Here is a 24098-nt window from a genome sequence, read left to right on the forward strand (position 1 = left end):
CGTTCTCGTGCGCAGCCTCGCGGGCTCGACAGCGACTACAGGGCGGTAGCGCTAGGGGGTGACGGAGGTGTCGATGCTGACCACTACCGACAGCCCCGGGCGCAGGCGATCCAGCTCTTGCTGGTCAGGGTCGACGGTGATCCGCACTGGCACCCGCTGGGCGATCTTGACGAAGTTGCCGGTGGCGTTGTCCGCCTGCAGCAAGGCGAATTCCGAGCCGGTGGCCGGCGAGATCAGCTGCACCTTGCCGGTGAACTTGCGGTGGTTCAGCGCATCCACGGTGAAGCTCACCGGCTGCCCCAGCCGGACGTTGTCCATCTGGGTTTCCTTCATGTTGGCGATCACCCACAGCTGGTCCGGCACCAGGGCCATCAACTGTGCCCCGGAGTTGACGTAGGCCCCCAGGCGCACGCCGATCTGCCCCAGCTGGCCATCGCGCGGGGCGAGGATCCGGGTGTTGGATAGGTCGATCCGCGCCAGTTGCACCGCCGCTTCGGCATTGGCCACCGCCGCCTCCAGGGAGCCGCGATTGACGATCACGGTCTGCAGGTCCTGGCGGGCGATTTCCAGCTGGGCTTGGGCCTGGGCCACCGCCGCCACGGTCTGGGCATTGGCGGCGCGGGTCACGTCCAGTTCACGCCGGGACACCGAACCATCGGCGATCAGCGCCTCGTTGCGCGACAGGTCCGCGGCGCTCTTGCGCGCCTGGGCCTGGCTGTCGGCCAGGGCCGCCTGGCGCAGCTTGATGGTGGCTTCGGCGCTGTTGCGTTGTTGCAGGTTATTGGCCAGGGAGGCCTTCTGCACCGCCAGCTGGGCCAGGGACTGGTCCAGGCGTTGCTGGTAGATGCGGTCGTCCAGGCGCACCAGCAGGTCGCCGGTCTTGACGTGCTGGAAGTCTTGCACTGGCACTTCGAACACATAGCCGCTGAGCTGCGGCCCGATGATCGTCACCTGGCCACGCACCAGGGCGTTCTCGGTGCTTTCGATGGCGCTGGAAAACGGCGGCAGCTGCCAGGCGTAGAGCACGATCAGCACGCCGACGATGGCGATCGCGGCGAACCCCAGGGACGAGATGATCCGCACCGCCAACGGCCGTGGCTCGGTGGCGGGAATGGTCGGCGGGCCATTGGGCTCGGGGCTGGAGGCGATGGCATTGGTGGTGGGATTGACGGTTTCGCTCATGAAGAAGGGGCACCACTGGGTTGGACGGGGGGCTGGGGCGCGACGGGCTTGGTGGTGCTCATCAGCCACAGGCTGCGGATGAAGATCCAGATCATGGTCAGCACGGCGATCACCGCGATCAGCATGAATACATCGTTGTAGGCCATCACGTTGGCTTCGCGGGTGGCCGCCGAAGCCAGGCTGCGCATGCCTTGCAGGGTGCGCAGGTCAGGATCGGCGATGACCTTGCCATAGGCCGCCCCGCCGCTCTGCACCCGGGCCAGGACCTGGGGGTCGAGCAAGGTCAGCTGCTCGACGATGAAGCTGGAATGGTATTTCTCGCGCACGATCTGGAAGGTCCCCAGCAGGGCCGAGCCGATCAGCCCGCCGAGGTTCTGGCAGATGCCGAACAGCACCGAGAAGCTCACCAGGTTGCGCGGGTTGGTCAGCACGTTGCGGGTGCCCAGGACCATGGTCGGGCCGAGGAAGAAGGTGCCGCCGAAAGCCAGCAGGAACTGGCTGATGTACATGTTGGCCGGGCGCGTGAGGTTGCTGGAGAAGCTGTCCATCACCGAGCCTGTCGCCATCAGCGCCAGGGAAATGACCAGGGGCATGAACAGGTGCGCCGGGTTGATGGTCAAGGCGCTGGTGGCCAGCCCCGCGATGCTGCCCAGCAGCATCACCCCGTAAAGCAGGCGCATCTGTTCGCTGCTCATGTTCAGCGCCTGGAGGAAACCCACCGCGCCGGTGGACTGCTCCGACAGCACCATGCGGATCAGGATCACCGCCAGGGCCAGGCGGATCATCGCCCCGCTGCCCAGCCAGCGGGTCATCAGCATCGGGTTGCGACGGTTATGTTCGATGCACAGGCCAGCGAAGATCAGCAGGATCGAGGCGGCGCTGGCGTAGCCGATCCACGGTGCCTCCAGCCACCAGTCGATGCGCCCCAGGGACAGCACTGCGCACAGCAGCGCCACGCCGGTGGCGAGCAAGGCGAAGGTCAGGAAGTCGAGTTTCTCGAAGGTGCGAAAGCGATCGCCGGGCGGCAGCTTGAGCATGAACACGCAGCCCAGGGAGGTCAGCGCCAGGCCCAGTTCGAACAGGTACAGGCCACGCCACTCGGCGATCTGCAGCAGGTCTTCGGAGAACAGCCGCGCCAGGGGCAAGGCCAGCTGCGAGGTACCCAGCCCCAGCACCAGGGCCTTGAGCCGCCACTTGGCCGGGAAGGCCTGGACCATGTAGTACAGGCCCAGGGAGCTCAAGGCCGCGCCCACCATGCCGTGGGCCGCGCGCACGGCGATGGCCGAACTCAGGTCGTTGACGAACAGGTGGCCGAAGGTCACCAGTGCATAGAGCACCAGGAACACTTCGGTGAAGGCCCGCAGGCCGAACTGCTGGCGGAACTTCACCAGCAGCAGGTTCATCGACACGTTGGTCATGACATAGGCGGCCGGCAGCCAGGCCATTTCCGCGCTGGTGGCACCCAGGGCGCCCTGCAGGTAAGGCAGGTTGGCGATCACCAGGGAGTTGCCCAAGCCGCCGGTGATGGCCACCAGAAGGCCCACCAGCGCATAGGCCAGGCGCTTGTGGGTGGGGTGCAGCGGTGTCGAGGGCGAGCCGGGCAAGCTGGGCTTTTCATGGGGCTGCCAGTTGCGCGGGGCGTAGTGATCCATGCAGTGACCTTAGTGTTGTTCTAGTCCGTACCGGGAAGGTCGACGCGGGTCGTGTGACCGCCAGCCTGCCATAAACCCCCGGACCCAGGCACACCTGGAGTACGTTGGGTGAATTTTATTGCAAGACGCTGGCGTCGCCGGAGTTTTTTCGAAATCCTGCAACAGGTGGCGGCGCGTGCCGCTACCCGGTCGATCCTGGCCTGGTGGCATATCTTGTCCTGTCCCTGTGGAGCATGAATGGCGCTTAATTTCGTGAAGATGCATGCCAATGGCGACGATTTCGTGGTGATCGACGCCCGCGGTCGCGGCCAGCCGATCACCGCCGAACGCGCCAGGGCCTTGGGCGACCGGCAACGTGGCATAGGTTTCAATCAACTGGTGGTGCTGGGCGATTGTCGCGAGAGCGCGGCGCAACTGACCTTCTTCAATGCCGATGGTTCCAGCCTCGATGCCTGTGGCAGTGCCACCCGGGGTGCCGCCGAGCTGTTGCTGCGCGAAAGCGGCGCCAGCTCGCTGCGCCTGAAGACCGCCCGCGGCATTCAAGAGTGCCAGCGCCTGGCCGACTACAGCGTGTCGGTGGAGATGGGCGTTCCCGGGCTCGCCTGGCAGGACATTCCCCTGGCCCGGGAGCTGGACAGCCTGCGCCTGCCGCTGCCGGGGGAACCGGCGGCGTGCAGCATGGGCAATCCGCATTGCAGTTTTTTCGTCGACGACCTGCAGCAGCTGGACATCGCCAGCCTTGGACCGGCGATCGAGACCCATCCGCTGTTCGTGCACCAGACCAACGTGCATTTCATCCAGGTTATCGACCGCCAGACCATTCGCCTGCGGATCTGGGAACGCCACGGCGGCATTCCCCTGGGGTCCGGTTCCTGCTCCTGCGGCGCAGTGGTCAATGGCATCCGCCGGGGCCTGCTGGACAACCAGGTGACGGTGCTGTGCGACGGCGGACCGGTGAGCGTGAGCTGGGACGGCCAGGGCAAGGTGCGCCTGGCCGGTAGCGTGACCCGGGTGTTCAGCGGCTGGCTGTAGGGCCAGCCCTGCCCCGCTCCGGGCCTACAGCCAGCCCAGCCATTTCCACCAGGTCATGGCGAACACCAGCATCAGCAGGTAGCCGACCAGCGTCACCACCAGCCCGACCTTGGCGAACTGGCGCGCGGTGAAGGTCTCGGTGCCCAGGCACACCATGTTCTGCGGGGCGTTGATCGGCAGGATGAAGCCGTAGCTGACCACGAACCCCAGGAGCATGGTCATGCCCAGCCGGCTGAACTCGCCCGGCAGGGTCTGCAGCACCGCGATGAGGATCGGCAGCAAGGCCGAGGTCAGCGCCGTGGCGCTGGCGAACCCCAGGTGGATCAGGATCAGGAAGGCGCCGAGGATGGCGAAGACCGCCAGCGGGCCGACCTGGTCCAGCCCGGTGTGAGCCACCACCTGGGTGCCCAGCCATTGCCCGGCCTGGGTACTGAGCAGCGCCGAACCGAGGCTGATGCCGACCCCGAAGACGATCACCGTGCCCCAGGGAATGCGCGACTGCACATCCTTCCAGGTCATGATGCCGATCCGTGGCAGCAGCAGGAACACCAGCCCGGCGTAGGTGGTGGTCGTGGTGTCGAACGGGTGCAGCTTGCCTTCGGTGGACCAGGCCAGCAGCAACAGCAGCGACACCGCCAGCAGGCGCTTCTGCGGCCCGGTCATGGGGCCGATATCCGCCAGGGACCTGGCCACCGCCTCCTTGCCGCCGGGAATGCTGTCGCTCTCCGGGGGCAGCATCTTGAGCACCAGATACAACAGCACCAGGGACATGATCAGCGCCCAGGGCGCGCCGGCGATCAACCAGTCGAGCCAGGCCACGCGCTGACCGAGCATCTTGTCCATGAAGCCCACGGTCAACAGGTTCTGCGCGGCGGCGGTCTGGATCCCGACGTTCCAGATACTGGTGCCCTGGGCGACGACGATCATCAGCCCGGCAGCGATGTTCGAGCGCTTGTCGACGCCGAACGCGGCGATCACCCCCATCATGATCGGCACCACGCAGGCACTGCGGGCGGTGGCGCTGGGCACCAGCAGGCTGAGGAGGATGGTCACGGCGATGGCACCCAGGAGGATGCGCCGGGTACTGGTGCCGACCCGGGCCAGGGTCACCAGGGCGATGCGCCGGTCCAGGCCGGTGTGGGTCATGGCGGCAGCGATGAACAAGGCGCCGGCCACCAGGGCCAGGGCCGAGTTGGAAAACCCGGTCAGGGCCAGGCTGATGGCCGCCGAGCTGCCATACAGTTGGCCGGGGTCGTTCAAGGTCGGCGCGGTGCCGATGAGGATCGCCATCAGGGCGGTGATCATGATCGCGCTGGCCTCGTAGGACACCGCTTCGCTGATCCACACCACCACCGCGAATGCCAGGATCGCCAGCATCCGGTGCCCCGCCACGGGCAGGTCGGCGGGCAGCGGCAGGAACAACACGCCGATCATGGCCAGCACGGCGATCAGCAATCCAATCGGTAATGCGGCCTTGGCCGCGGGCGCCGTTGTCACAGGCGTAGTCATGGGCCTTTTCCTTCTCCATTGGACAGGCGCCAAGCATGGCGCAAAAGCGCAAAAGGCGCGTTGATGGGAGTCAAACCAGGGGCCGTGCACCACGCTTCGTGCAGCCACTGCCGTAGGCTGCACACGGTTCGGCACGAGCTGCGGCCCCCATGCGCGGTGTGCCTGCCAGGACCCATCGCCCGGTTTGCGGGGCGTTGGCGCGCTGGGTGAAACGGAGAATCGTTTACAGAAATATTTTTTAACATCTCTACAGATTTTTCATCATTTAGGAGTCAGAGTGATATCAGGGCGACAAGGAGTCGACACAAACCTGGCTGTATCACTCCAACCTGCAAGGTGCCTCTATGGTGACAAGAAACTTGAAGCTGACTTCCAGGGCGCTGCTGAGCTTCGGCGCCATCTGCGTACTACTGATTGGCCTCGGGGGGCTGGCACTGTGGAAGATGGGACAGATTCACGACGCCGCGCTGGACTTGCAAACCAACTGGATGCCCAGCGTCCGCCAAGCCGCGAAAATCGAATCCGGCACCTTGCGCGTACGCCTGGAGGCCCTGCACTACGCCACTGAAGGAGACAGCCAGAAACCCGCTTCGCTGAACAAGCTGGGCACCTTGAAGACCACCCTGGCCGAGGCCATCAAGGACTATGAGCCGCTGGTGTCCGGCCCCGAGGAGAAGGCCGCCTACGAGCAGGTCAAGCGTGGCGCCCGGGACTATCTCGACAAACTGGCGGTGATGATCGACTCCACCCAGACCAATACCGCCCAGCAGACCGCCGACTACATCAACCAGATCACGGTGCCTCTGGCCAACACCCTGCAAGCGTCCATCGAGGAGCTGATTCGCATCAACGAGAGCGGGGCCGAGCAATCCGCGGTCGTCGCCGGCGAGCAATTCAGCGGCGGCCTGACCGTGACCTGGGTGATCATCATCCTGGCTATCGTCCTGACCATCCTGATCGCCACCCTGTTCACCCGCAGCATCACCCACCCGGTGCTGTCGCTGCTGGCCAGCACCCGCAAGATCGCCGAAGGCGACCTGCGTACCCAGGTGGAAGTCAGCGGGCGCGATGAGTTGACCGACCTGCAAGCGGCGACCCAGGCCATGCTCGACAGCCTCAAGTCGACCATCCGCCATATCAGCGATTCCTCGACCCAGCTGGCCTCGGCCGCCGAGGAAATGAGCGCCATCACCCGCGAGTCCAACGCCGGCATCCAGCAACAGAGCATGGAGACCGACCAGGCCGCCACGGCGGTCAACCAGATGACCGCAGCAGTGGAGGAAGTGGCGCGCAACGCAGTATCCGCCTCGCAGTCCACCCAGGCCTCGGAGCACTCGGCGGGCCTGGGCAAGGAACGGGTCGAGCAGACCATCCATGCCATCGAGAAGCTCACCGGCACCGTGGAGAACACCCGGGTGGAAATGGCCGGCCTGGCCCAGCAGGCCCAGGACATCACCAAGGTCCTGGACGTGATCCGCGCCATCGCCGAGCAGACCAACCTGCTGGCCCTGAACGCCGCCATCGAGGCCGCCCGCGCCGGCGAACAGGGCCGTGGGTTTGCCGTGGTGGCCGACGAGGTGCGGGCCCTGGCCCATCGCACCCAGCTGTCGACCCAGGAAATCGAGCAGATGATCCAGGGCATCCAGAACGGCTCGAGCAAGGCCATGCTGTCCATGCAGCAGAGCAGCGAGGATGCCAACCAGACCCTGGCCATCGCCCACGAGGCCGGCAGCGCCATCGGCCATATCACCGAAGCCATCAGCGACATCAACGAACGCAACCTGATGATCGCCACTGCTTCGGAACAACAGGCCCAGGTGGCCCGCTCGGTGGACCAGAACCTGATGAGCATCCGCGACCTGGCGTTGCAGAGCTCGTCCGCCGCCAGCCAGACCTCCCTGGCCAGCAGCGAACTGTCGTCCCTGGCGGTGGGTCTGAACAAGCTGGTGGCCCGCTTCGCCCTGTAGATGCGCAACGAGGTGGGACAAGGCTTGTGTGGTTCGCAGTTCATCGCTCCGGCCGTTGCCGGACAATCGCCGGAGCGATGAGATTCAAGCGCCCTGAGGGGAGTACTGGTCATGCTGAAACTGATCTCGGTGCAACAACTGCGCTTGGGCATGTACATCCAGCGTTTCTCGGGTTCCTGGCTGGACCATTCGTTCTGGAAGGCCGGCTTTCTCCTGGACAACCACGAAGACCTGCGGCGCTTGCAGCGCTCGAACCTGAACGGCCTGTGGATCGACCCCAGCAAAGGCCGCGACCTGCCCGAACCCCCTGCTCCGCCGGCGGCCAGCGCCGATGCGACGACCGCCACACCGGCCCCCGCAGTCCCGGCGCCACGGGCCAGCATGGGCGAGGAAATGCAGCGGGCGCTGAAGGTCTGCATCCACTCGCGCCAGGCGGTGATGGACATGTTCCAGGAAGTGCGGCTGGGCCAGGTGGTGGCGATGCAACAAGCCAGCGACCTGGTGGGCCAGATCACCGACTCGCTGCTGCGCCATCCCCATGCACTGATCAGCCTGGCGCGCTTGAAGAACGCCGACGACTACACCTACATGCATTCGGTGGCGGTCTGCGCGTTGATGCTGGCCACCGCGCGCCAGCTGGGCCTGTCGGCGCCCCTCGTACAACTTGCCGGGGTCGCCGGGTTGCTGCACGACGTGGGCAAGCTGACCATCCCCGACGCCATCCTCAACAAACCGCAGAAACTCTCGGACAACGAGTTCGAGCAGGTCAAGCTGCACCCCGAGGCCGGGGGCGCAATCCTGCGCCAGAGCCCCGACGTGGATGCCCTGGTACTGGATGTGTGCCTGCACCACCATGAAAAGGCCGACGGCTCGGGTTACCCGCACCGCCTCAAGGGCGAGCAGATCAGCCTGTTCGCGCAGATGGGCGCGGTGTGCGATGTGTACGACGCGGTGACCTCCAACCGTCCCTACAACCGTGGCTGGGACCCGGCCGAGGCGATCCAGCGCATGTCCACCTGGACCGGCCACTTCGACCAGCGGGTGTTCCAGGCCTTCGTCAAGAGTGTCGGGATCTACCCGGTGGGTTCCCTGGTGCGGCTGGAGAGCGGGCGCCTGGCAGTGGTGCTGGAGCAGCACCCCGAGACCTTGCTGCTGCCCAAGGTCAAGGTGTTCTTCTCTACCCGCTCCAACCTGCCGCTGGAGCAGAGCGTGGTGGACCTGGCCCGGGTCCAGGGCCAGGAGCGCATCGTCGGCCGCGAAGCCCCGGGCAACTGGGACTTCAAGGAGCTCGACAGGTTGTGGCGGGAAGTGCCGGCCTGAGCATCAGGTACCCAGGGTCAGGCCATTGGCCGGCAGCGGCAGCGCGGTCTTGTAGCGCACCTGCTTGAGGGCGAAGCTGGAGCGGATGTTGGCCACCCCCGGCACCTTGGTCAAGAAGTCCATCATGAAGCGCTCCAGGGCCTGGATGCTGGGCACCAGCACGCGGATCAGGTAGTCCGGGTCGCCGGCCATCAGGTAGCACTCCATCACTTCCGGACGATCGGAAATGGCCTCTTCGAAATGCTGCAGGGCCTCTTCCACCTGTTTCTCCAGGCTGACGTGGATGAACACGTTGACATGCAGGCCCAGGAGATCGGCGTCCAGCAGGGTCACCTGCTCGCGGATCAGCCCCAGGTCCTCCATGGCCCGGACCCGATTGAAGCAGGGTGTTGGAGAAAGGTTCACCGAGCGGGCCAGGTCGGCGTTGGTGATGCGAGCGTTCTCTTGCAGGCTGTTGAGAATGCCGATATCGGTACGGTCCAGTTTACGCATGAGATAAAACAACCTTGTTTTTATGTTTATAGAGATTTTTTATCTGCAAATGACTTTCTGTGCAACGAAACAGAGATAAATATTCTCCTTCTCCCGGCCTATGATGTTTGTAGGACAAGATTTCCCTTACCCAGGGAAGGACTGTCAGCTAGCGCGCCCAAATACAAGAAATCCACAAGATCGAGCGTAGAAAGCCATGACCCCAGCGTATGCACCGCTACGCCTGCACGTTCCCGAACCATCGGGCCGTCCCGGCTGCAAGACCGACTTCACCTACCTGCGCCTGAACGACGCCGGCCTGGTGCGCAAACCCCCGATCGATGTAGAACCCGCCGATACCGCCGACCTCTCCCGTGGCCTGATCCGTGTACTCGATGACCAGGGCAACGCCCTGGGCGAATGGGCCGAAGACGTGCCTGTGGAGATCCTCCGCCAGGGCATGCGGGCCATGCTCAAGACCCGCATCTTCGACAACCGCATGGTGGTCGCCCAGCGCCAGAAGAAGATGTCGTTCTATATGCAGAGCCTCGGCGAGGAAGCCATCGGCAGCGCCCAGGCGCTGGCCCTGAATGTCGACGACATGTGCTTCCCCACCTATCGCCAGCAAAGCATCCTGATGGCCCGCGACGTGCCGCTGGTGGACATGATCTGCCAACTGCTGTCCAACGAGCGCGACCCGCTCAAGGGGCGTCAGCTGCCGATCATGTACTCGGTGAAAGAATCCGGGTTCTTCACCATCTCCGGCAACCTGGCGACCCAGTTCGTGCAGGGCGTGGGCTGGGGCATGGCCTCGGCGATCAAGGGCGATACCAAGATCGCCTCGGCCTGGATCGGCGACGGCGCCACCGCCGAATCGGACTTCCACACCGCCCTGACCTTCGCCCACGTCTACCGGGCGCCGGTGATCCTCAACGTGGTCAACAACCAGTGGGCGATCTCCACCTTCCAGGCCATCGCCGGTGGTGAAGCCACCACCTTCGCCGGACGCGGCGTGGGTTGCGGCATCGCCTCGCTGCGGGTCGACGGCAACGACTTCATCGCCGTGTACGCCGCCTCGCGCTGGGCCGCCGAACGCGCCCGCCGCAACCTCGGCCCGACCCTGATCGAGTGGGTCACCTACCGTGCCGGCCCGCACTCCACCTCCGACGATCCGTCCAAGTACCGGCCGGCCGACGACTGGAGCCACTTCCCGCTCGGCGACCCGATCGCTCGCCTCAAGCAGCACCTGATCAAGCTCGGCCACTGGTCCGAAGAGGAACACGCCGCACTCAGCGCCGAACTCGAAGCCCAGGTCATCGCCGCGCAGAAGGAAGCCGAGCAGTTCGGCACCCTCGCCGGCGGCCAGATCCCCAGCGCCGCGACCATGTTCGAGGATGTCTACAAGGACATGCCCGAGCACCTGAAACGCCAACGCCAGCAACTGGGGGTTTGAGATGAACGATCACAACAACAATATCCAGCTGGACACCGCCATGACCACCACCACCATGACCATGATCCAGGCCCTGCGCTCGGCCATGGATGTGATGCTCGAGCGTGACGACAACGTCGTGGTGTTCGGCCAGGACGTGGGCTACTTCGGCGGCGTGTTCCGCTGCACCGAGGGCCTGCAGGCCAAGTACGGCACCTCGCGGGTGTTCGACGCACCGATCTCGGAAAGCGGCATCATCGGCACCGCCGTCGGCATGGGCGCCTATGGCCTGCGGCCGGTGGCGGAAATCCAGTTCGCCGACTATGTCTACCCGGCCACCGACCAGATCATCTCCGAAGCCGCGCGCCTGCGTTATCGCTCCGCCGGCCAGTTCACCGCGCCACTGACCATGCGCATGCCGTGTGGCGGCGGCATCTATGGCGGCCAGACCCACAGCCAGAGCATCGAGGCGGTGTTCACCCAGGTCTGCGGCCTGCGTACCGTGATGCCGTCCAACCCCTACGACGCCAAGGGCCTGCTGATCGCCTCCATCGAGAACGATGACCCGGTGATCTTCCTGGAGCCCAAGCGCCTGTACAACGGCCCGTTCGACGGCCACCACGACCGCCCTGTGACCCCTTGGTCCAAGCACCCTTCGGCCCAGGTTCCGGACGGCTACTACAAGGTCCCGCTGGACGTGGCAGCCATCGCCCGCCCGGGCAAGGACGTCACCGTGCTGACCTACGGCACCACGGTCTATGTCTCGCAAGTGGCGGCCGAGGAAACCGGCATCGACGCCGAGGTCATCGACCTGCGCAGCCTGTGGCCGCTGGACCTGGACACCATCGTCAAGTCGGTGCAGAAGACCGGCCGTTGCGTGGTGGTGCACGAGGCCACCCGCACCTGCGGTTTCGGCGCCGAACTGGTGTCGCTGGTGCAAGAGCATTGCTTCCATCACCTGGAGGCCCCGATCGAGCGCGTCACTGGTTGGGATACGCCGTATCCCCACGCGCAGGAGTGGGCATATTTCCCAGGGCCGTCCCGAGTGGGCGCGGCGCTGCAACGGGTCATGGAGGTCTGAATGGGCACGCACGTTATCAAGATGCCGGACATCGGCGAAGGCATCGCAGAAGTAGAACTGTCGCAGTGGCACGTGAAGGTCGGCGACCTGGTGGTCGAAGACCAGGTACTGGCAGACGTGATGACCGACAAGGCCATGGTCGACATCCCCTCCCCGGTCCACGGCAAAGTGCTGGCCCTGGGCGGCAAGCCGGGTGAAGTGATGGCGGTGGGCAGCATCCTGATCAGCATCGAGGTCGAGGGCGCAGGCAACCTCAAGGACTCCGATCAGTTGCCGACGCCGAGCAAGGCGCCAGCCGCCGCGGAAAAACCCGCCGCCGCGCCGGTGGCCGCCGCACCTCAAGTGGAAAAACCGGCTCCCGCCTGCCAGGCCGCCGCCAGCCGTCCGGCCCAGGCTCCGGTCGCCCGGGACGCCAACGAGCGCCCACTGGCCTCGCCGGCGGTGCGCAAGCATGCCCTGGACCTGGGCATCCAGCTGCGCCTGGTACAAGGCAGCGGCCCTGCCGGGCGCGTCCTGCATGAAGACCTGGACGCCTACCTGGCCCAGGGCACCCAGGCGGCGCACGGACATTCGGCGCCATCTGCCGGTTATGCCGAGCGCCACGACGAAGAGCAGATCCAGGTGATCGGCATGCGTCGCAAGATCGCCCAGCGCATGCAGGAATCCAAGCACCGTGCCGCGCACTTCAGCTATGTCGAGGAAGTGGACGTCACCGCCCTGGAAGAACTGCGCATCCACCTCAATGAGAAGCATGGCGCCACCCGCGGCAAGCTGACCCTGCTGCCGTTCCTGGTACGGGCGATGGTCGTGGCCCTGCGCGACTTCCCGCAGATCAACGCCCGCTACGACGATGAAGCCCAGGTCGTCACCCGCCACGGCGCGGTGCACGTCGGGGTCGCCACCCAGAGCGACGTTGGCCTGATGGTACCGGTGGTACGCCACGCCGAGGCCCGCAGCCTGTGGGGCAACGCCGAGGAGATCGTGCGCCTGGCCAAGGCCGCCCGCGCCGGCAAGGCCGCGCGTGAGGAGCTGTCCGGCTCGACCATCACCCTCACCAGCCTCGGCGCCCTGGGCGGGATCGTCAGCACGCCGGTGCTGAACCTGCCGGAAGTGGCCATCGTCGGGGTCAACAAGATCGTCGAGCGGCCCATGGTGATCAAGGGCCAGATCGTGATCCGCAAGATGATGAACCTCTCCAGCTCCTTCGATCACCGGGTGGTCGACGGCATGGACGCCGCGCAATTCATCCAGGCCATCCGCGGCCTGCTCGAACAACCCGCCACGCTGTTTGTGGAGTAAGACATGCAACAGACTCTCAACACCCAACTGCTGATCATCGGCGGCGGCCCTGGCGGCTATGTAGCAGCGATCCGCGCCGGCCAGCTGGGCATCTCCACCATCCTGGTGGAAGGCCAGTCTCTGGGCGGCACCTGCCTGAACATCGGCTGCATCCCGTCCAAGGCGCTGATCCACGTAGCTGAACAGTTCCACCAGACCCGCCACCACAGCCAGGGCTCGGCCCTGGGCATCGAGGTGGCGGCGCCGACCCTGAACATCGGCAAGAGCGTGGAATGGAAGGACGGCATCGTCGACCGCCTGACCACCGGGGTCGCGGCCCTGCTGAAAAAGAACAAGGTCCAGGTGATCCATGGCTGGGCCCGGGTGATCGACGGCAAGACCGTGGAAATCGACGGCGCCGATACCCGTATCCAGTGCGAGCACCTGCTGCTGGCCACCGGTTCCAAGAGCGTCAACCTGCCGATGCTGCCCCTCGGCGGGCCGATCATCTCCTCCACCGAGGCCCTGGCGCCCAAGGTCCTGCCCAAGCGCCTGGCCGTGGTCGGCGGTGGCTACATCGGCCTGGAGCTGGGCATCGCCTACCGCAAGCTGGGGGTGGACGTCAGCGTGGTCGAGGCCCAGGAGCGCATCCTGCCGGCCTATGACGCCGAGCTGACCCAACCGGTGCTGGAATCGGTCAAGCAACTGGGGATCAAGCTCTACCTCAAGCACAGCGTGCTGGGCTTCGACGCCGGCACCAGCAGCCTGCAGGTACGCGAGCCCAACGGCGACACCCTGGACCTGGCAACCGACCAGGTGCTGGTGGCGGTGGGCCGCAAGCCCAACACCCAGGGCTGGAACCTGGAAGCGCTGAACCTGGAAATGAACGGCTCGGCAGTCAAGATCGACGCGCGCTGCCAGACCAGCATGCGCAACGTCTGGGCCATCGGCGACCTGAGCGGCGAGCCGATGCTGGCCCACCGGGCCATGGCCCAGGGCGAGATGGTGGCCGAGCTGATCGCCGGCAAGCGCCGGGAGTTCACCCCGGCGGCGATCCCGGCGGTGTGCTTCACCGACCCGGAAGTGGTGGTGGTCGGCAAGACGCCGGACGAAGCCAAGGCCGCCGGCCTGGACTGCATCGTCGCCAGCTTCCCGTTCGCCGCCAACGGCCGGGCCATGACCCTGGAATCCAAGGGTGGCTTCGTGCGGGTGGTGGCACGGCGTGACAACCACCTGGTGCTCGGCTGGCAAGCGGTGGGCGTGGGAGTTTCCGAACTGTCCACGGCCTTCGGCCAATCCCTGGAGATGGGCGCGCGCCTGGAAGACATCGGCGGCACCATCCACGCCCACCCGACCCTGGGCGAAGCGGTCCAGGAAGCCGCATTGCGGGCCCTGGGCCACGCGCTGCACATGTAACCACCAGAGCGTAGGAGTGAGGCTGCCCGCAATAAGGCCAGCAGGTACGCCAAAGATGTCGAACCGTCTGCGCCGATGTCATCGCGAGCACGCTTCGCTCCTACAAAAAAGATGCAAGGCAGGTCGCTATCCGTGGGGTGGCGGGAGGGTTCATGAGCAGGCTAAGTTTTTTTGCTCCCCCTCCCATCGTCCGGGGTGCGGCCTGCCCCCGGAATGCAGTATTGTTGTGCCCATCCAATAAAAACGTCAGAAGCCTTGAGCCGTTCCGACGGTTGTTAAGAGATAGAGGGTGTCATGGGTAACGAAAGCATCAATTGGGACAAGCTGGGTTTTGACTACATCAAGACAGACAAGCGCTATCTGTCGTACTGGCGCAATGGCGAGTGGGACGCAGGCACCCTGACCGAAGACAACGTGCTGCACATCAGCGAGGGCTCCACCGCCCTGCACTATGGCCAGCAGTGCTTCGAGGGCCTCAAGGCCTACCGCTGCAAGGACGGTTCGATCAACCTGTTCCGTCCGGACCAGAACGCCGCTCGCATGCAGCGCAGCTGTGCTCGCCTGCTGATGCCGCAAGTACCGACCGAACAATTCATCGAAGCGTGCAAGGCCGTGGTCAAGGCCAACGAACGCTTCATCCCGCCCTACGGCACCGGCGGCGCGCTGTACCTGCGCCCGTTCGTGATCGGCGTGGGCGACAACATCGGCGTGCGCACCGCACCCGAGTTCATCTTCTCGATCTTCGCCATTCCGGTCGGTGCCTACTTCAAGGGCGGCCTGACCCCGCACAACTTCCTGATCTCCAGCTATGACCGTGCAGCGCCACAGGGCACCGGCGCGGCCAAGGTCGGTGGCAACTACGCCGCCAGCCTGATGCCCGGCTCCCAGGCCAAGAAGGCCAGCTTCGCCGACTGCATCTACCTGGACCCGCTGACCCACAGCAAGATCGAGGAAGTCGGCTCGGCCAACTTCTTCGGGATCACCCATGACGACAAGTTCGTGACCCCGAACTCGCCATCGGTACTGCCGGGGATCACCCGCCTGTCGCTGATCGAACTGGCCAAGAGCCGCCTGGGCCTGGAAGTGGTCGAGGGCGACGTGTTCATCGACAAGCTCGGCGACTTCAAGGAAGCCGGTGCCTGCGGTACCGCCGCGGTGATCACCCCGATCGGCGGCATCGAGTACCAGAACAAGCTGCACGTGTTCTACAGCGAAAAAGAAGTCGGTCCGATCACCCAAAAGCTCTACAAGGAGCTGACTGGTGTGCAGACCGGCGAAGTCGAGGCTCCGGCCGGCTGGATCGTCAAGGTCTGACCTACCCCGCTTCACCCGAGCCCGCCCCTGCTTGCCAGCGGCGGGCTTTTTATTGTCCAGCGCTTGGCTCAGTTGCTGCCGATGCGCTTGCCCGGCCGCACCGCCACCTGGCTGGCCTGGCCGTCGCGCTGCTTGCCGTGGCGGGCCTGGGCGATCAACGCGGGGATCAACGGCCCCTCCGGCAAGTGCTTCCAGAACCGGGCCGGCAAGTGCCCCTGCATGACCTTGGGATTGAGCCGCGCCGGGTTGAAGATATGGCTGTAGTAGGTCAACCACAGCTCGCCCCCGGGGTCTTCCATGCCCTGGGCCAACTGCTGCCAGGCACCGGGGCACTGGCGCTGGTGATGCAGTTGCACGCCATCGAAATACACCCCATCGCGGGGTGTGGCGATCATCCAGCGCTGGCGCCCCATGCGTCCGATGAAATGCTCGCTGGCGCTGGCCAGGATGTCGTGGGCCGGCTCATGCCAGGCTACGAACTGCGGCTGCTCGGCCAGGGCCGAACGTCCGGGCGGCACCGCGATAAAACGCACGAAGGCGTGCAAGTGATGAGCCTCGCGATCCACCTGGCGAATGCGCCGTTGCAACTCGCTGCCCAAGGGGTCGCCGCTGAGCATGGCGGTGCGGTCACCATGGCTGACCCGCCACAGCACCTCGTACAACAGGCTCCAGCGCTGCTCGCCACGATAGCTCGCCGCCCGCTGCAACAGCCCCAGCAGCGCCAGGGGAATGCGTGCCTGGAATGGCCCGGGTTGCTGCGGATAGTCCTGCGGCCGGCCGAACAGGTCGGGCTCACGGGCGCCGGACCAACTGACCTGGCTGGGGTCGATGCCATGGCTGAGCAAGCGCCGGGCCTGCTCGCGCCAGGTGTCGAACGACTCGTGGCAGTCCAGGTCGATCATCCCCACAACCCCATCTGCTGCGGTTGCGGGCGATCACGCAGTTGCTGATAGAGCTGCGCGCTGCTGGTCTCGGCCTGGCGCGGGTGATAGTCGCTGGTGATCAGGAACGGCTTGGCCTTGCCCAGCACGCACCGCATGCGCGCCAGGTCCTCGAAGCGGATGCGCCGCTCCCGGCGCAGCTCCACCAGGCGCTGGGTCGTGCGCAGGCCGATGCCCGGGATACGCGCGATCAACGCTGGCTCGGCGCGGTTCAGGTCCAGGGGAAACAGGCTGCGGTTCTCCAGGGCCCAGGCCAGCTTGGGGTCGATGTCCAGGGCCAGGTGCCCCGGTCCCTTGAACAGTTCATTGGCGCTGAAGCCATAACCGCGCAACAGGAAGTCGGCCTGGTACAGGCGGTGCTCGCGCATCAGCGGCGGCGCGGCCAGGGGCACGCTCTTCGGGCTGTTGGGGATCGGGCTGAAGGCCGAGTAGTAGACCCGGCGCAGGCGGAAGTTGCCGTACAGGGCCTCGGCGCTATGCAAGATGGTGCTGTCATCGGTGTCGTCGGCGCCGACGATCATCTGCGTGCTCTGCCCGGCCGGGGCGAAACGCGGTGCCCGGGGCTCGTTGAGCACCGTCTGCTCGCAGGTGTGGATGGTGCGCATGGCCTGCTTGATCGAACCCAGCTGCTTCTCCGGGGCCAGGGTCTTGAGGCCCTGGTCGGTGGGCAGCTCGACATTCACGCTCAGGCGATCGGCATAGCGCCCGGCCTGCTCGATCAACGCGGGGTCGGCATCGGGGATGGTCTTGAGGTGGATGTAGCCACGGAACTCGTGTTCCTCGCGCAAGAGCCTGGCCACTTGCACTAGTTGTTCCATGGTGTAGTCCGCCGAGCGGATGATCCCGGAACTGAGGAACAGCCCGCTGACGCAATTGCGCCGGTAAAAGTCCAGGGTCAGGCGCACCACTTCCTCGGGGGTGAAGCGGGCCCGCGGCACATCGCTGGAACGGCGGTTGACGCAATACTGGCAGTCGTAGAGGCAGAAGTTGGTCAGGAGGATCTTCAGCAACGAGACGCAGCGCCCGTCCGGCGTGTAGCTATGGCAGATGCCCATGCCGTTGGTCGAGCCCAGCCCTTCCTTGCCCTGGGAGCTGCGCTTGGGGGCGCCACTGCTGGCGCAGGAAGCATCGTACTTGGCGGCATCGGCGAGGATGCCCAGCTTGTCGATCAGTTGCACGGCCGGACCCATATACTGTTTTTATATACAGTACAGAGTTCGCCCCCGGCACTTCAAGGGGGCGTCTGACCAGCGTCACAGAAATATCCCTGGCCGCTTGGGATAAAACCCTGGCCTGGTGGGTAAAAGTCCTTAAGATACGCGCGCTTATCCATGCCGCTAAAGGATTGTCCATGCGCCCCTTCTACTTCCCCTGGCTACTCGCCATGACCCTGCTGCCGGCCTGGCAGGCCCTTGCCGCACCAGCCCCTGCAACCCCGGCCGAAGCCGTGTCGACCCAGGTTCTGGCGCAACCGCAATGGCAGAGCCTGGCCCGGCAATGCCCGGCGACGCTGGTGCCACGAAAGGAGGCGCCGACAGAGCCCGACCGCTGCAGCGAGCCCGGGCAGATGGAAGGCTGCCTGCAAAGCTGCAAGCGCGGCGATGGCAATGACTGCTACTGGCTGGGCATCAACGTGCAAAAGGCCAAGGGCCCGGCCATGGGTTATGAGCCGCTGTTCCAGCGAGCCTGCAGCCTGGGCGTGGTCTCCGGCTGCACCAACCGTGCGGCCGGGATGTACGTGGCCACCCCCGACGACGAATCCGTGCGCCAGTGCGTGACCAAGACCTACGCCAAGGCCTGCGAGACGAACGACCCCTGGGCCTGCACCATGTACGGTTTCAACTTGAGCCAAGGCATCGGCACCACGACAGACAACACCAAGGCCCTCAAGGTGCTGGGCAGGTCCTGCAACAAGCACGGTACCGAGGACCCGGCCTGCACCGCCGCCATCCAGCTCCAGCAGAAGATCCAGGACAAGCTCGCGGCGCCCAAGCCCTGAGGCACCGCCTCAAGAGTCCAGGGCCCGCCGCGGGCCATGGCCCAGGCGCTGGCGCAGCCATTCATAACCGCTGACCAGCACGATGCCCGCCAGCACCAGTGCTGCGCCGAAGATGAAGCTCGGTTCCAGGGGCTCGTGCAGCAGCCACACGCCAAAACCGATGCCGAACAGCGGCGTCATGAACGACAGCACCCCCAGGCGCGAAGCCAGGTAGCGGCGCAACAGGCCAAACCAGATCAGGAAGCTGGCGAAGGACACCACCAGCACCTGGAAACCCAGGCTGGTGATGACCAGCGGAGTGAAATGGATGGACGTTTGTCCGGACAGCCAGGCCGCCAATCCCAACCAGACACAGGCACCCAGCAACTGGTACTGCAAGGTCCGGGTGGTGGGGCTCGAAGCCAGGCGTGAACAGCGCACCACCACCGTGGTCGCGCCCCAGGCGGCACCGCCCAGCAGGCCGAGGAAATCCCCCAGCAATGCATTGCTCCCGGCGCCCTGGGACGAAGGCCCGCTAAAGGCCACGACAATACCGGCGAACGCCACGCCGATCCCCAGCCATTGCATCGACTTGAGACGCTCGGCGGGCAGCCGCCAATGCAGGCCCAGGGCGGCGAAGATCGGCGCGGTATAAAGGAAGATCGCCATGTGCGAAGCACTGGTATGGCGCAGGCCCTCGCCCACCAGCAGGAACTCCAGGGCGAACAGCGCGCCCACCACCAGGCCGGGGCGCCAGTGGCCTTCGCGCAGCCCCAGGCGCTCACCGCGCCAGAGCATCAGCAGCCCCACCAGCAACGCGGCGCCAGCGGAACGCAGGGCGATCTGCATGATCGGCGCGATGTCCTGGGCGGTGGCCTTGAGCGCCACCTGTTGCAGGCCCCAGACGGCACAGAGGCCGACCATCAGGCTGCAAGCCGTGGCATCGAGGGGTTGGCGTACAGCCATGATGGTTCCTTGGGTGAATGAGTCAGGTGGGCTATTGTCCGCCTGACAGAATTGCTAGATATAGCTCGCCTACGCCAAGTCATAGCGAGTTAAAGACAACTGCGCCGAGGTCAGCGCTGAGTTCGGTGAAGACCTGGGCCCGGTGAGCGACGAAGGCCTGGACTTCGAGCTGAAGGCCAGCCCCCATGTGAAAGGCATCGGCCTGCAGGATAAGGTGATCCTCACCTGCATGAAGAACATGGAAAACTACCGCGTTCGCCGTGAAGGCACCGCCACACTGAAACTGACCGGTAACGAGTTCGACCCGCTGGACAGCATCCCGGTAGTCTCGGTTGGCAAGGCCTGCTACTCCCAGGGCGAATCGTCGTGGGTTGTCCCATGGTTCGACACCCTGGAGAACCCGGACGCCTACGTGCCATTTATCTACGGCCAGAAGTTCGACGACTTTCGCATGTTCCACAAGGCCAAGCGCTTTGTGAAAGAGTGAGGCTCCGGCAACCGCACCCGAACTGTTTGGCAGGTTTGTTTCTGGTTCAGCGGTTATAAGTCTGAAGCCGACACTACAAGCCAGTGTCGGCTTTAGATCCCCGAAGCGAATGAAGCGATAATGAAAATCGGGAAATTTATACAATCGACCCTAAGCCGTCATAAATCCCCATAAAAAGAACAGTTGAACGTTCGACTAGGCCTTGACCACTGTCAGTCTATTTTTCTTGAGCGGTGACCAAGCCCCTGTCCCTACTTCGTCGGTAGCCAGGGCGACGACGAACGTATCCGGCACTGGGCCATTCTCACTGCCAAGCTGATAGTTGAAGGCCCAGCAAGCTGGGCCTCTACGCGGTAAGGTGAGGTTTCGCAGGGGATAGTCACTGAGTCTTGATCAGCCCTTGAGCCAATCAATTCAAGAAGCCTTGTCTTCCCCTGCCGGGTCACCATGGGCATGCCTGATTCGCCGGACAGTCCACCAGATAGCCAGAACGACCACAGGTACCAGGCCAGCGACCACCAGTTCGGGCGCAACCTTGTCGTGTACGCCAGGAATACCTTTGAGCAGATACGCCAGTAGGCTGACAACGTAATAGGAGATGGCTGCGACCGACAAACCCTCGACGGTTTGCTGCAGGCGCAGTTGCAGCTTGGCACGGTTGTTCATTGACTCCAGGAGATCCCGGTTCTGGCGCTCGAGCTCAACGTCGATCCACGACCGCAGCAATGCAATGGCACGCGTCAGCTTGTCGGAAAGCTTGGCCTGGCGCTCCTTGACCGACTGACAAGTGCGCATCGCCGGGGCAATGCGCCGATTCAGGAAGTCGCGCCAGGTGCAGTAGCCCGCGACGGACTCCTCCGCCAGTGCATGCAGCCGCTCCTCGACGATCTCGTAGTAGGCCCGGCTGGCACCGAAACGATAGAGGTTAGCCGCCACACCGGCCTCCAGCTCCGCCGCCAGCGAGGTAAGTTCACCCAGCAAGACATCGTTGTCCCGGCGTGCGCCTTTTCCGGTGCGCATCTCGTCAGTGATGACGGCAAGCTGCGACTCCATGCGCCGTAGGTCCACAGCCATCGAACGTGTCATCGGCAGCGCTAGCAATGCCAGGGTTCGGTAGGTCTCGATCTCCAGCAAGCGCTGGGCAAGCGCCCCAGCCCGGGCCTGGGTCAGGCCACGGTCAAGAACAAGTATGTTCGTCAGGCCATTCGCGTCCTGCCGGAAGTCAGTCACAATGGCGGCCGTACCGTTCTCCACCACCGAATAGCAGAGGCTGACCGGGTCGAAACGATCAACCTCCTGTTCGGTCGTCTCGGTCCATGGCAACACATTCAGTCGAATACCGGACATGACTGGGCCTGGCGGGACGAAGCCACGCTTGAAGGGATTCTCTCCACAGGGAGCTCCCGTCTCTGGATCGAGCACAGCGCTCCACAGATAGGTCGAGAACTCTGTGTGCTTTTCGCAGTGCAAGTCACCTTCTTCCCAAGCCAAGCCGTGAAGGCGCGAAAAGTTGTCGGTTTCTGCAATACCAAAGCGCCGAGACAGCTCGGTCAGCGCCGCTTGATCCTTGGCGGGGTCGCCCTCTGTCATGAAGGCCAATTGCAACAAGCCCCTTGGTGCCTGGATGAGCAGGTGCGGACGTGCATGCACTTCGTCCACGGCCAGAGCGCGGTCGGCATGGGCAGGCATTCCGTACACCGCCGCAAGAGCAGTGGTTCCAGGAGGGGTATCGCAGAGGAGCGGCGGTTTCATGACAGCCTCATGTCTCATGGGTTGAAGGATAACGTGCTTCGCACTTGGCCCCTGGCATGACCAAGGGCAGGTGGCACAAGCACAGCAACACACACGGCCACTCCCTGAGGTTAGGCAGGAAAAACCGCGCTGTGGATTCAATGCCTGTTACCGCGTCGTTAAAACCAAGCGAGCCGATTCGTCTCAGTGCAACGAATTCAAATGGCGAGAACAGAAAAAAGATGACAGGTCGTTCTCACCCTGCGTCGTGGCTTCCACGCCTGGAAATGTGCGCCTTCAACTCTCCGAAAACAGCTATGGCTATCGGAGATAGGACCGCACGATGGAGATCGTGTCGTCGATCGTCTGCCTCTGCGTGTCACTGCGATCCTCGGAGTGCGGGAACTCTTCTCGCAGATAGCTTTCCAGGATCGCCGCCATCAAACCGTTCACTGCGCCTCGGACAGCCGCCAACTGCTGAAGAATTGCAGCACATTCGGCACCATCATCAAGCGCTTGCTCCAGGGCGCCCACCTGGCCTTTGATACGTCGCACACGGGTCAGTGCTTGTTTTTTCTCGCGAGGGTTGTGGGGCATCGAACACCTTCAAGGGTTACGTGCAGGAATCATACTATACTCCCGTGCAGTATAAATCGTGCAACTGGTTGAAATTCGTCACTCAGAACGAGCGTCATCCATGCTAGTCGAATTTCCCCTCGAAACGCATCAACGTATCCAGTTGTTGACGAACAAGCTCCTCTCACCGCTCGCCCCTTATCTCTATCCGACGTTGTCGGACGCGACAATCTTCGGCAGTTTGCCGAGGCATTCTGCGGAATTGAACACGCGCCTCTCCCACCAATGACCCCGACCAAGGAAATATTCAGGACCTACGAGGCCAGAGGTCATCACCGGGCACCTCATTCCGAGCGTTTTCTGCGTTTGACGGCGGCCAGAGGACGCAAGAATGTTTGAGTGCCGAGATTGAGCAGCTTTAGAGAACGATGAGCGCGCAGGCTGTCAATCCATCGAAACGGGCTTGTACGGTGCCTGCCGGACAGGTTCACTGGGCCGCATGATCAGGCGCGAGCCACGATAACCGACGCTGTGATTCCATACCCAGCTCAGCGCGACACTCAGTCGATTGCGCACGCCAATCAGGAAGTAGATGTGCGCCAGTTTCCAGATCCACCAAGCGATTGCCCCACGCAACCTGATACGCCCCATGTCAATAACTGCCAGGCTGCGACCGATGGTGGCAAGGTTGCCCTGGTGCTTGTACTTGAAAGGCTCATCAACGCTTTTGCCTTTCAACCGACGCTTGACCAGATTGGCCACATACTTGCCTTGCTGCTTGGCGGCAGGCGCAATCCCCGGCACGTACTTGCCATTGGGCATCGCTGACGCTGCGGTATCTCCGATCACGAAGATCTCTGGCCGCCTCGGCACGCTCAGGTCCGGCGTTACCAACACTCTCCCGGCACGATCCGACTCAGCGTTCAACCAACGAGCCGCTGGCGAAGCCTGTACCCCGGCCGCCCAGACAATGGTCCTGGCTGCCAACTGTTTGCCTGCGACGATTACCCCCTCGCTGGAGCAATCGGTCACAGGAGCCCCGAGCGCGACCTCCACCCCGAGCTTTTCCAGCGCTCGCCGGGTGTATTCCGAGAGTTTCTCTGGAAACACGGGAAGCAGACGAGTGCCGGCCTCGATAAGCACAACGCGTGTAGTGCGAGGATCGATGGATCTAAAATCACGTGCCAACGTGTCTTTCGCCAGTTCCGCGATAGTCCCCGCCAACTCGACGCCCGTCGGCCCGCCACCAATGATCACGAATGTCTGCAGCGCAGTGCGTTCCGCCGGATTGGTGGAGCGCTCGGCTTGCTCGAACGCGCCGAGAATCCGCCCGCGTATCGTGGTTGCGTCCTCCAGGGTCTTCAGGCCTGGGGCATGGGGCTCCCACTCGTCGCGACCGAAGTAGGCATGGGTCGCCCCCGTCGCCAGCACCAGCGTGTCGTAGCCGACGGTCGAGCCGTTATCGAGAATGACTTGCCGCGCATCGGCATCCACACCCTGTACCTCCGCCATGAGCGTCTGCACATTCTGGCGATTACGGAACAAGTGGCGAATTGGCCAGGCGATTTCAGAGGTCGAGAGCGACGCTCCGGCTACCTGATACAACAAGGGCTGGAACAGATGGTAGTTACGGCGATCGATGATCGTGATATCGACATCGGCTCCGGAGAATCCGTTGACAACGTCCAACCCACCGAAACCTGCACCAACGACAACAACATGATGCCGTTTGTCAGTAGTCTTTTTCATCATCAGGGCTCCTCAG

Annotated in this window: 20 protein-coding genes; 10 read left to right on the forward strand and 10 right to left on the reverse strand. The window is 64.1% G+C overall.

Going from position 1 to position 24098, the window contains the following annotated elements:
• Positions 1 to 51 precede the first annotated feature (51 nt).
• Positions 52 to 1182, reverse strand: a complete 1131-nt coding sequence (locus GDH07_RS15560) for an HlyD family secretion protein (RefSeq protein WP_068584445.1) — start codon at positions 1180 to 1182, stop codon at positions 52 to 54.
• The gene (locus GDH07_RS15565; protein ID WP_152898106.1) at positions 1179 to 2834 is read right to left on the reverse strand and encodes an MFS transporter; all 1656 of its coding nucleotides are present in this window, start codon (positions 2832 to 2834) and stop codon (positions 1179 to 1181) included. The genes GDH07_RS15560 and GDH07_RS15565 overlap by 4 nt, the downstream gene beginning before the upstream one ends.
• Positions 2835 to 3071: 237 nt before the next feature.
• Here GDH07_RS15565 and dapF point away from each other — a divergent pair, with 237 nt between their 5' ends.
• Positions 3072 to 3866 (forward strand): diaminopimelate epimerase, encoded by a 795-nt coding sequence (gene dapF, locus GDH07_RS15570; RefSeq protein ID WP_031321533.1) that lies wholly within the window; start codon positions 3072 to 3074, stop codon positions 3864 to 3866.
• 24 nt (positions 3867 to 3890) lie between these two features.
• On the opposite strand, the gene GDH07_RS15575 is transcribed toward dapF, so the two are convergent.
• Positions 3891 to 5375, reverse strand: coding sequence for a DASS family sodium-coupled anion symporter (locus tag GDH07_RS15575; RefSeq protein ID WP_053136043.1), 1485 nt, complete (start codon positions 5373 to 5375; stop codon positions 3891 to 3893).
• 344 nt (positions 5376 to 5719) lie between these two features.
• Between GDH07_RS15575 and GDH07_RS15580 the strand changes: the two genes are divergently transcribed.
• Entirely contained in the window at positions 5720 to 7342 is a 1623-nt protein-coding gene (locus tag GDH07_RS15580; RefSeq protein ID WP_152898107.1) for a methyl-accepting chemotaxis protein, read from the forward strand.
• 111 nt (positions 7343 to 7453) lie between these two features.
• Complete coding sequence (locus GDH07_RS15585) at positions 7454 to 8662, forward strand: cyclic di-GMP phosphodiesterase (protein ID WP_053136049.1); 1209 nt, start codon at positions 7454 to 7456, stop codon at positions 8660 to 8662.
• 3 nt (positions 8663 to 8665) lie between these two features.
• On the opposite strand, the gene bkdR is transcribed toward GDH07_RS15585, so the two are convergent.
• Complete coding sequence (gene bkdR, locus GDH07_RS15590; RefSeq protein WP_022643885.1) at positions 8666 to 9154, reverse strand: Bkd operon transcriptional regulator BkdR; 489 nt, start codon at positions 9152 to 9154, stop codon at positions 8666 to 8668.
• 196 nt (positions 9155 to 9350) lie between these two features.
• On the opposite strand from bkdR, the gene GDH07_RS15595 reads away from it, so the two are divergent.
• The 5 genes from GDH07_RS15595 to GDH07_RS15615 all read left to right on the forward strand — a co-directional run bounded on the left by GDH07_RS15595 (position 9351) and on the right by GDH07_RS15615 (position 15654).
• Positions 9351 to 10586, forward strand: coding sequence for a 3-methyl-2-oxobutanoate dehydrogenase (2-methylpropanoyl-transferring) subunit alpha (locus GDH07_RS15595; RefSeq protein ID WP_022643884.1), 1236 nt, complete (start codon positions 9351 to 9353; stop codon positions 10584 to 10586).
• 1 nt (position 10587) lies between these two features.
• The gene (locus tag GDH07_RS15600; RefSeq protein ID WP_022643883.1) at positions 10588 to 11646 is read left to right on the forward strand and encodes an alpha-ketoacid dehydrogenase subunit beta; all 1059 of its coding nucleotides are present in this window, start codon (positions 10588 to 10590) and stop codon (positions 11644 to 11646) included.
• On the forward strand, positions 11647 to 12945 hold the full coding sequence (locus tag GDH07_RS15605) for a dihydrolipoamide acetyltransferase family protein (protein WP_152898108.1): 1299 nt from the start codon (positions 11647 to 11649) through the stop codon (positions 12943 to 12945). It abuts the gene before it with no gap.
• Between the two features lie 3 nt (positions 12946 to 12948).
• Complete coding sequence (gene lpdA / locus GDH07_RS15610) at positions 12949 to 14340, forward strand: dihydrolipoyl dehydrogenase (protein ID WP_022643881.1); 1392 nt, start codon at positions 12949 to 12951, stop codon at positions 14338 to 14340.
• A 294-nt stretch (positions 14341 to 14634) separates the two neighbouring features.
• The gene (locus GDH07_RS15615; RefSeq protein WP_022643880.1) at positions 14635 to 15654 is read left to right on the forward strand and encodes a branched-chain amino acid aminotransferase; all 1020 of its coding nucleotides are present in this window, start codon (positions 14635 to 14637) and stop codon (positions 15652 to 15654) included.
• Positions 15655 to 15722: 68 nt separating this feature from the next.
• Here GDH07_RS15615 and GDH07_RS15620 read toward each other — a convergent pair whose 3' ends face one another.
• Both GDH07_RS15620 and GDH07_RS15625 read right to left on the reverse strand, forming a co-directional pair.
• A complete protein-coding gene (locus tag GDH07_RS15620) occupies positions 15723 to 16556 on the reverse strand; it encodes a TIGR03915 family putative DNA repair protein (RefSeq protein WP_152898109.1) in 834 nt (277 codons plus the stop codon).
• A complete protein-coding gene (locus GDH07_RS15625; protein ID WP_343038250.1) occupies positions 16553 to 17773 on the reverse strand; it encodes a putative DNA modification/repair radical SAM protein in 1221 nt (406 codons plus the stop codon). The genes GDH07_RS15620 and GDH07_RS15625 overlap by 4 nt, the downstream gene beginning before the upstream one ends.
• 173 nt (positions 17774 to 17946) lie before the next feature.
• Here GDH07_RS15625 and GDH07_RS15630 point away from each other — a divergent pair, with 173 nt between their 5' ends.
• On the forward strand, positions 17947 to 18594 hold the full coding sequence (locus tag GDH07_RS15630) for an SEL1-like repeat protein (protein ID WP_152898111.1): 648 nt from the start codon (positions 17947 to 17949) through the stop codon (positions 18592 to 18594).
• Between the two features lie 9 nt (positions 18595 to 18603).
• Here GDH07_RS15630 and GDH07_RS15635 read toward each other — a convergent pair whose 3' ends face one another.
• A complete protein-coding gene (locus tag GDH07_RS15635) occupies positions 18604 to 19539 on the reverse strand; it encodes a DMT family transporter (protein ID WP_022643871.1) in 936 nt (311 codons plus the stop codon).
• Positions 19540 to 19681: 142 nt separating this feature from the next.
• On the opposite strand from GDH07_RS15635, the gene GDH07_RS15640 reads away from it, so the two are divergent.
• Positions 19682 to 20026: a hypothetical protein gene (locus GDH07_RS15640; protein WP_152898112.1), complete on the forward strand. Its 345-nt coding sequence runs from the start codon at positions 19682 to 19684 to the stop codon at positions 20024 to 20026.
• 414 nt (positions 20027 to 20440) lie between these two features.
• Here GDH07_RS15640 and GDH07_RS15645 read toward each other — a convergent pair whose 3' ends face one another.
• From GDH07_RS15645 to GDH07_RS15655, 3 genes are all read right to left on the reverse strand, one after another.
• A complete protein-coding gene (locus GDH07_RS15645; RefSeq protein ID WP_152898113.1) occupies positions 20441 to 21778 on the reverse strand; it encodes a DUF3422 family protein in 1338 nt (445 codons plus the stop codon).
• Between the two features lie 300 nt (positions 21779 to 22078).
• On the reverse strand, positions 22079 to 22354 hold the full coding sequence (frmR, locus tag GDH07_RS15650; RefSeq protein WP_124346482.1) for a formaldehyde-responsive transcriptional repressor FrmR: 276 nt from the start codon (positions 22352 to 22354) through the stop codon (positions 22079 to 22081).
• Positions 22355 to 22777: 423 nt separating this feature from the next.
• Positions 22778 to 24082 (reverse strand): NAD(P)/FAD-dependent oxidoreductase, encoded by a 1305-nt coding sequence (locus GDH07_RS15655; RefSeq protein ID WP_152898114.1) that lies wholly within the window; start codon positions 24080 to 24082, stop codon positions 22778 to 22780.
• Positions 24083 to 24098: the final 16 nt, after the last annotated feature.

The sequence above is a fragment of the Pseudomonas piscis genome, assembly GCF_009380155.1.
GTDB lineage: Bacteria > Pseudomonadota > Gammaproteobacteria > Pseudomonadales > Pseudomonadaceae > Aquipseudomonas > Aquipseudomonas piscis.

What these genes read in the sequence shown, in the direction of transcription:
- GDH07_RS15560 (WP_068584445.1), bottom strand. Translation starts at nt 1,182, where the DNA reads ATGAGCGAAACCGTCAATCCCACCACCAATGCCATCGCCTCCAGCCCC.
- GDH07_RS15565 (WP_152898106.1), bottom strand. Translation starts at nt 2,834, where the DNA reads ATGGATCACTACGCCCCGCGCAACTGGCAGCCCCATGAAAAGCCCAGC.
- dapF (WP_031321533.1), top strand. Translation starts at nt 3,072, where the DNA reads ATGGCGCTTAATTTCGTGAAGATGCATGCCAATGGCGACGATTTCGTG.
- GDH07_RS15575 (WP_053136043.1), bottom strand. Translation starts at nt 5,375, where the DNA reads ATGACTACGCCTGTGACAACGGCGCCCGCGGCCAAGGCCGCATTACCG.
- GDH07_RS15580 (WP_152898107.1), top strand. Translation starts at nt 5,720, where the DNA reads ATGGTGACAAGAAACTTGAAGCTGACTTCCAGGGCGCTGCTGAGCTTC.
- GDH07_RS15585 (WP_053136049.1), top strand. Translation starts at nt 7,454, where the DNA reads ATGCTGAAACTGATCTCGGTGCAACAACTGCGCTTGGGCATGTACATC.
- bkdR (WP_022643885.1), bottom strand. Translation starts at nt 9,154, where the DNA reads ATGCGTAAACTGGACCGTACCGATATCGGCATTCTCAACAGCCTGCAA.
- GDH07_RS15595 (WP_022643884.1), top strand. Translation starts at nt 9,351, where the DNA reads ATGACCCCAGCGTATGCACCGCTACGCCTGCACGTTCCCGAACCATCG.
- GDH07_RS15600 (WP_022643883.1), top strand. Translation starts at nt 10,588, where the DNA reads ATGAACGATCACAACAACAATATCCAGCTGGACACCGCCATGACCACC.
- GDH07_RS15605 (WP_152898108.1), top strand. Translation starts at nt 11,647, where the DNA reads ATGGGCACGCACGTTATCAAGATGCCGGACATCGGCGAAGGCATCGCA.
- lpdA (WP_022643881.1), top strand. Translation starts at nt 12,949, where the DNA reads ATGCAACAGACTCTCAACACCCAACTGCTGATCATCGGCGGCGGCCCT.
- GDH07_RS15615 (WP_022643880.1), top strand. Translation starts at nt 14,635, where the DNA reads ATGGGTAACGAAAGCATCAATTGGGACAAGCTGGGTTTTGACTACATC.
- GDH07_RS15620 (WP_152898109.1), bottom strand. Translation starts at nt 16,556, where the DNA reads ATGATCGACCTGGACTGCCACGAGTCGTTCGACACCTGGCGCGAGCAG.
- GDH07_RS15630 (WP_152898111.1), top strand. Translation starts at nt 17,947, where the DNA reads ATGCGCCCCTTCTACTTCCCCTGGCTACTCGCCATGACCCTGCTGCCG.
- GDH07_RS15635 (WP_022643871.1), bottom strand. Translation starts at nt 19,539, where the DNA reads ATGGCTGTACGCCAACCCCTCGATGCCACGGCTTGCAGCCTGATGGTC.
- GDH07_RS15645 (WP_152898113.1), bottom strand. Translation starts at nt 21,778, where the DNA reads ATGAAACCGCCGCTCCTCTGCGATACCCCTCCTGGAACCACTGCTCTT.
- frmR (WP_124346482.1), bottom strand. Translation starts at nt 22,354, where the DNA reads ATGCCCCACAACCCTCGCGAGAAAAAACAAGCACTGACCCGTGTGCGA.
- GDH07_RS15655 (WP_152898114.1), bottom strand. Translation starts at nt 24,082, where the DNA reads ATGAAAAAGACTACTGACAAACGGCATCATGTTGTTGTCGTTGGTGCA.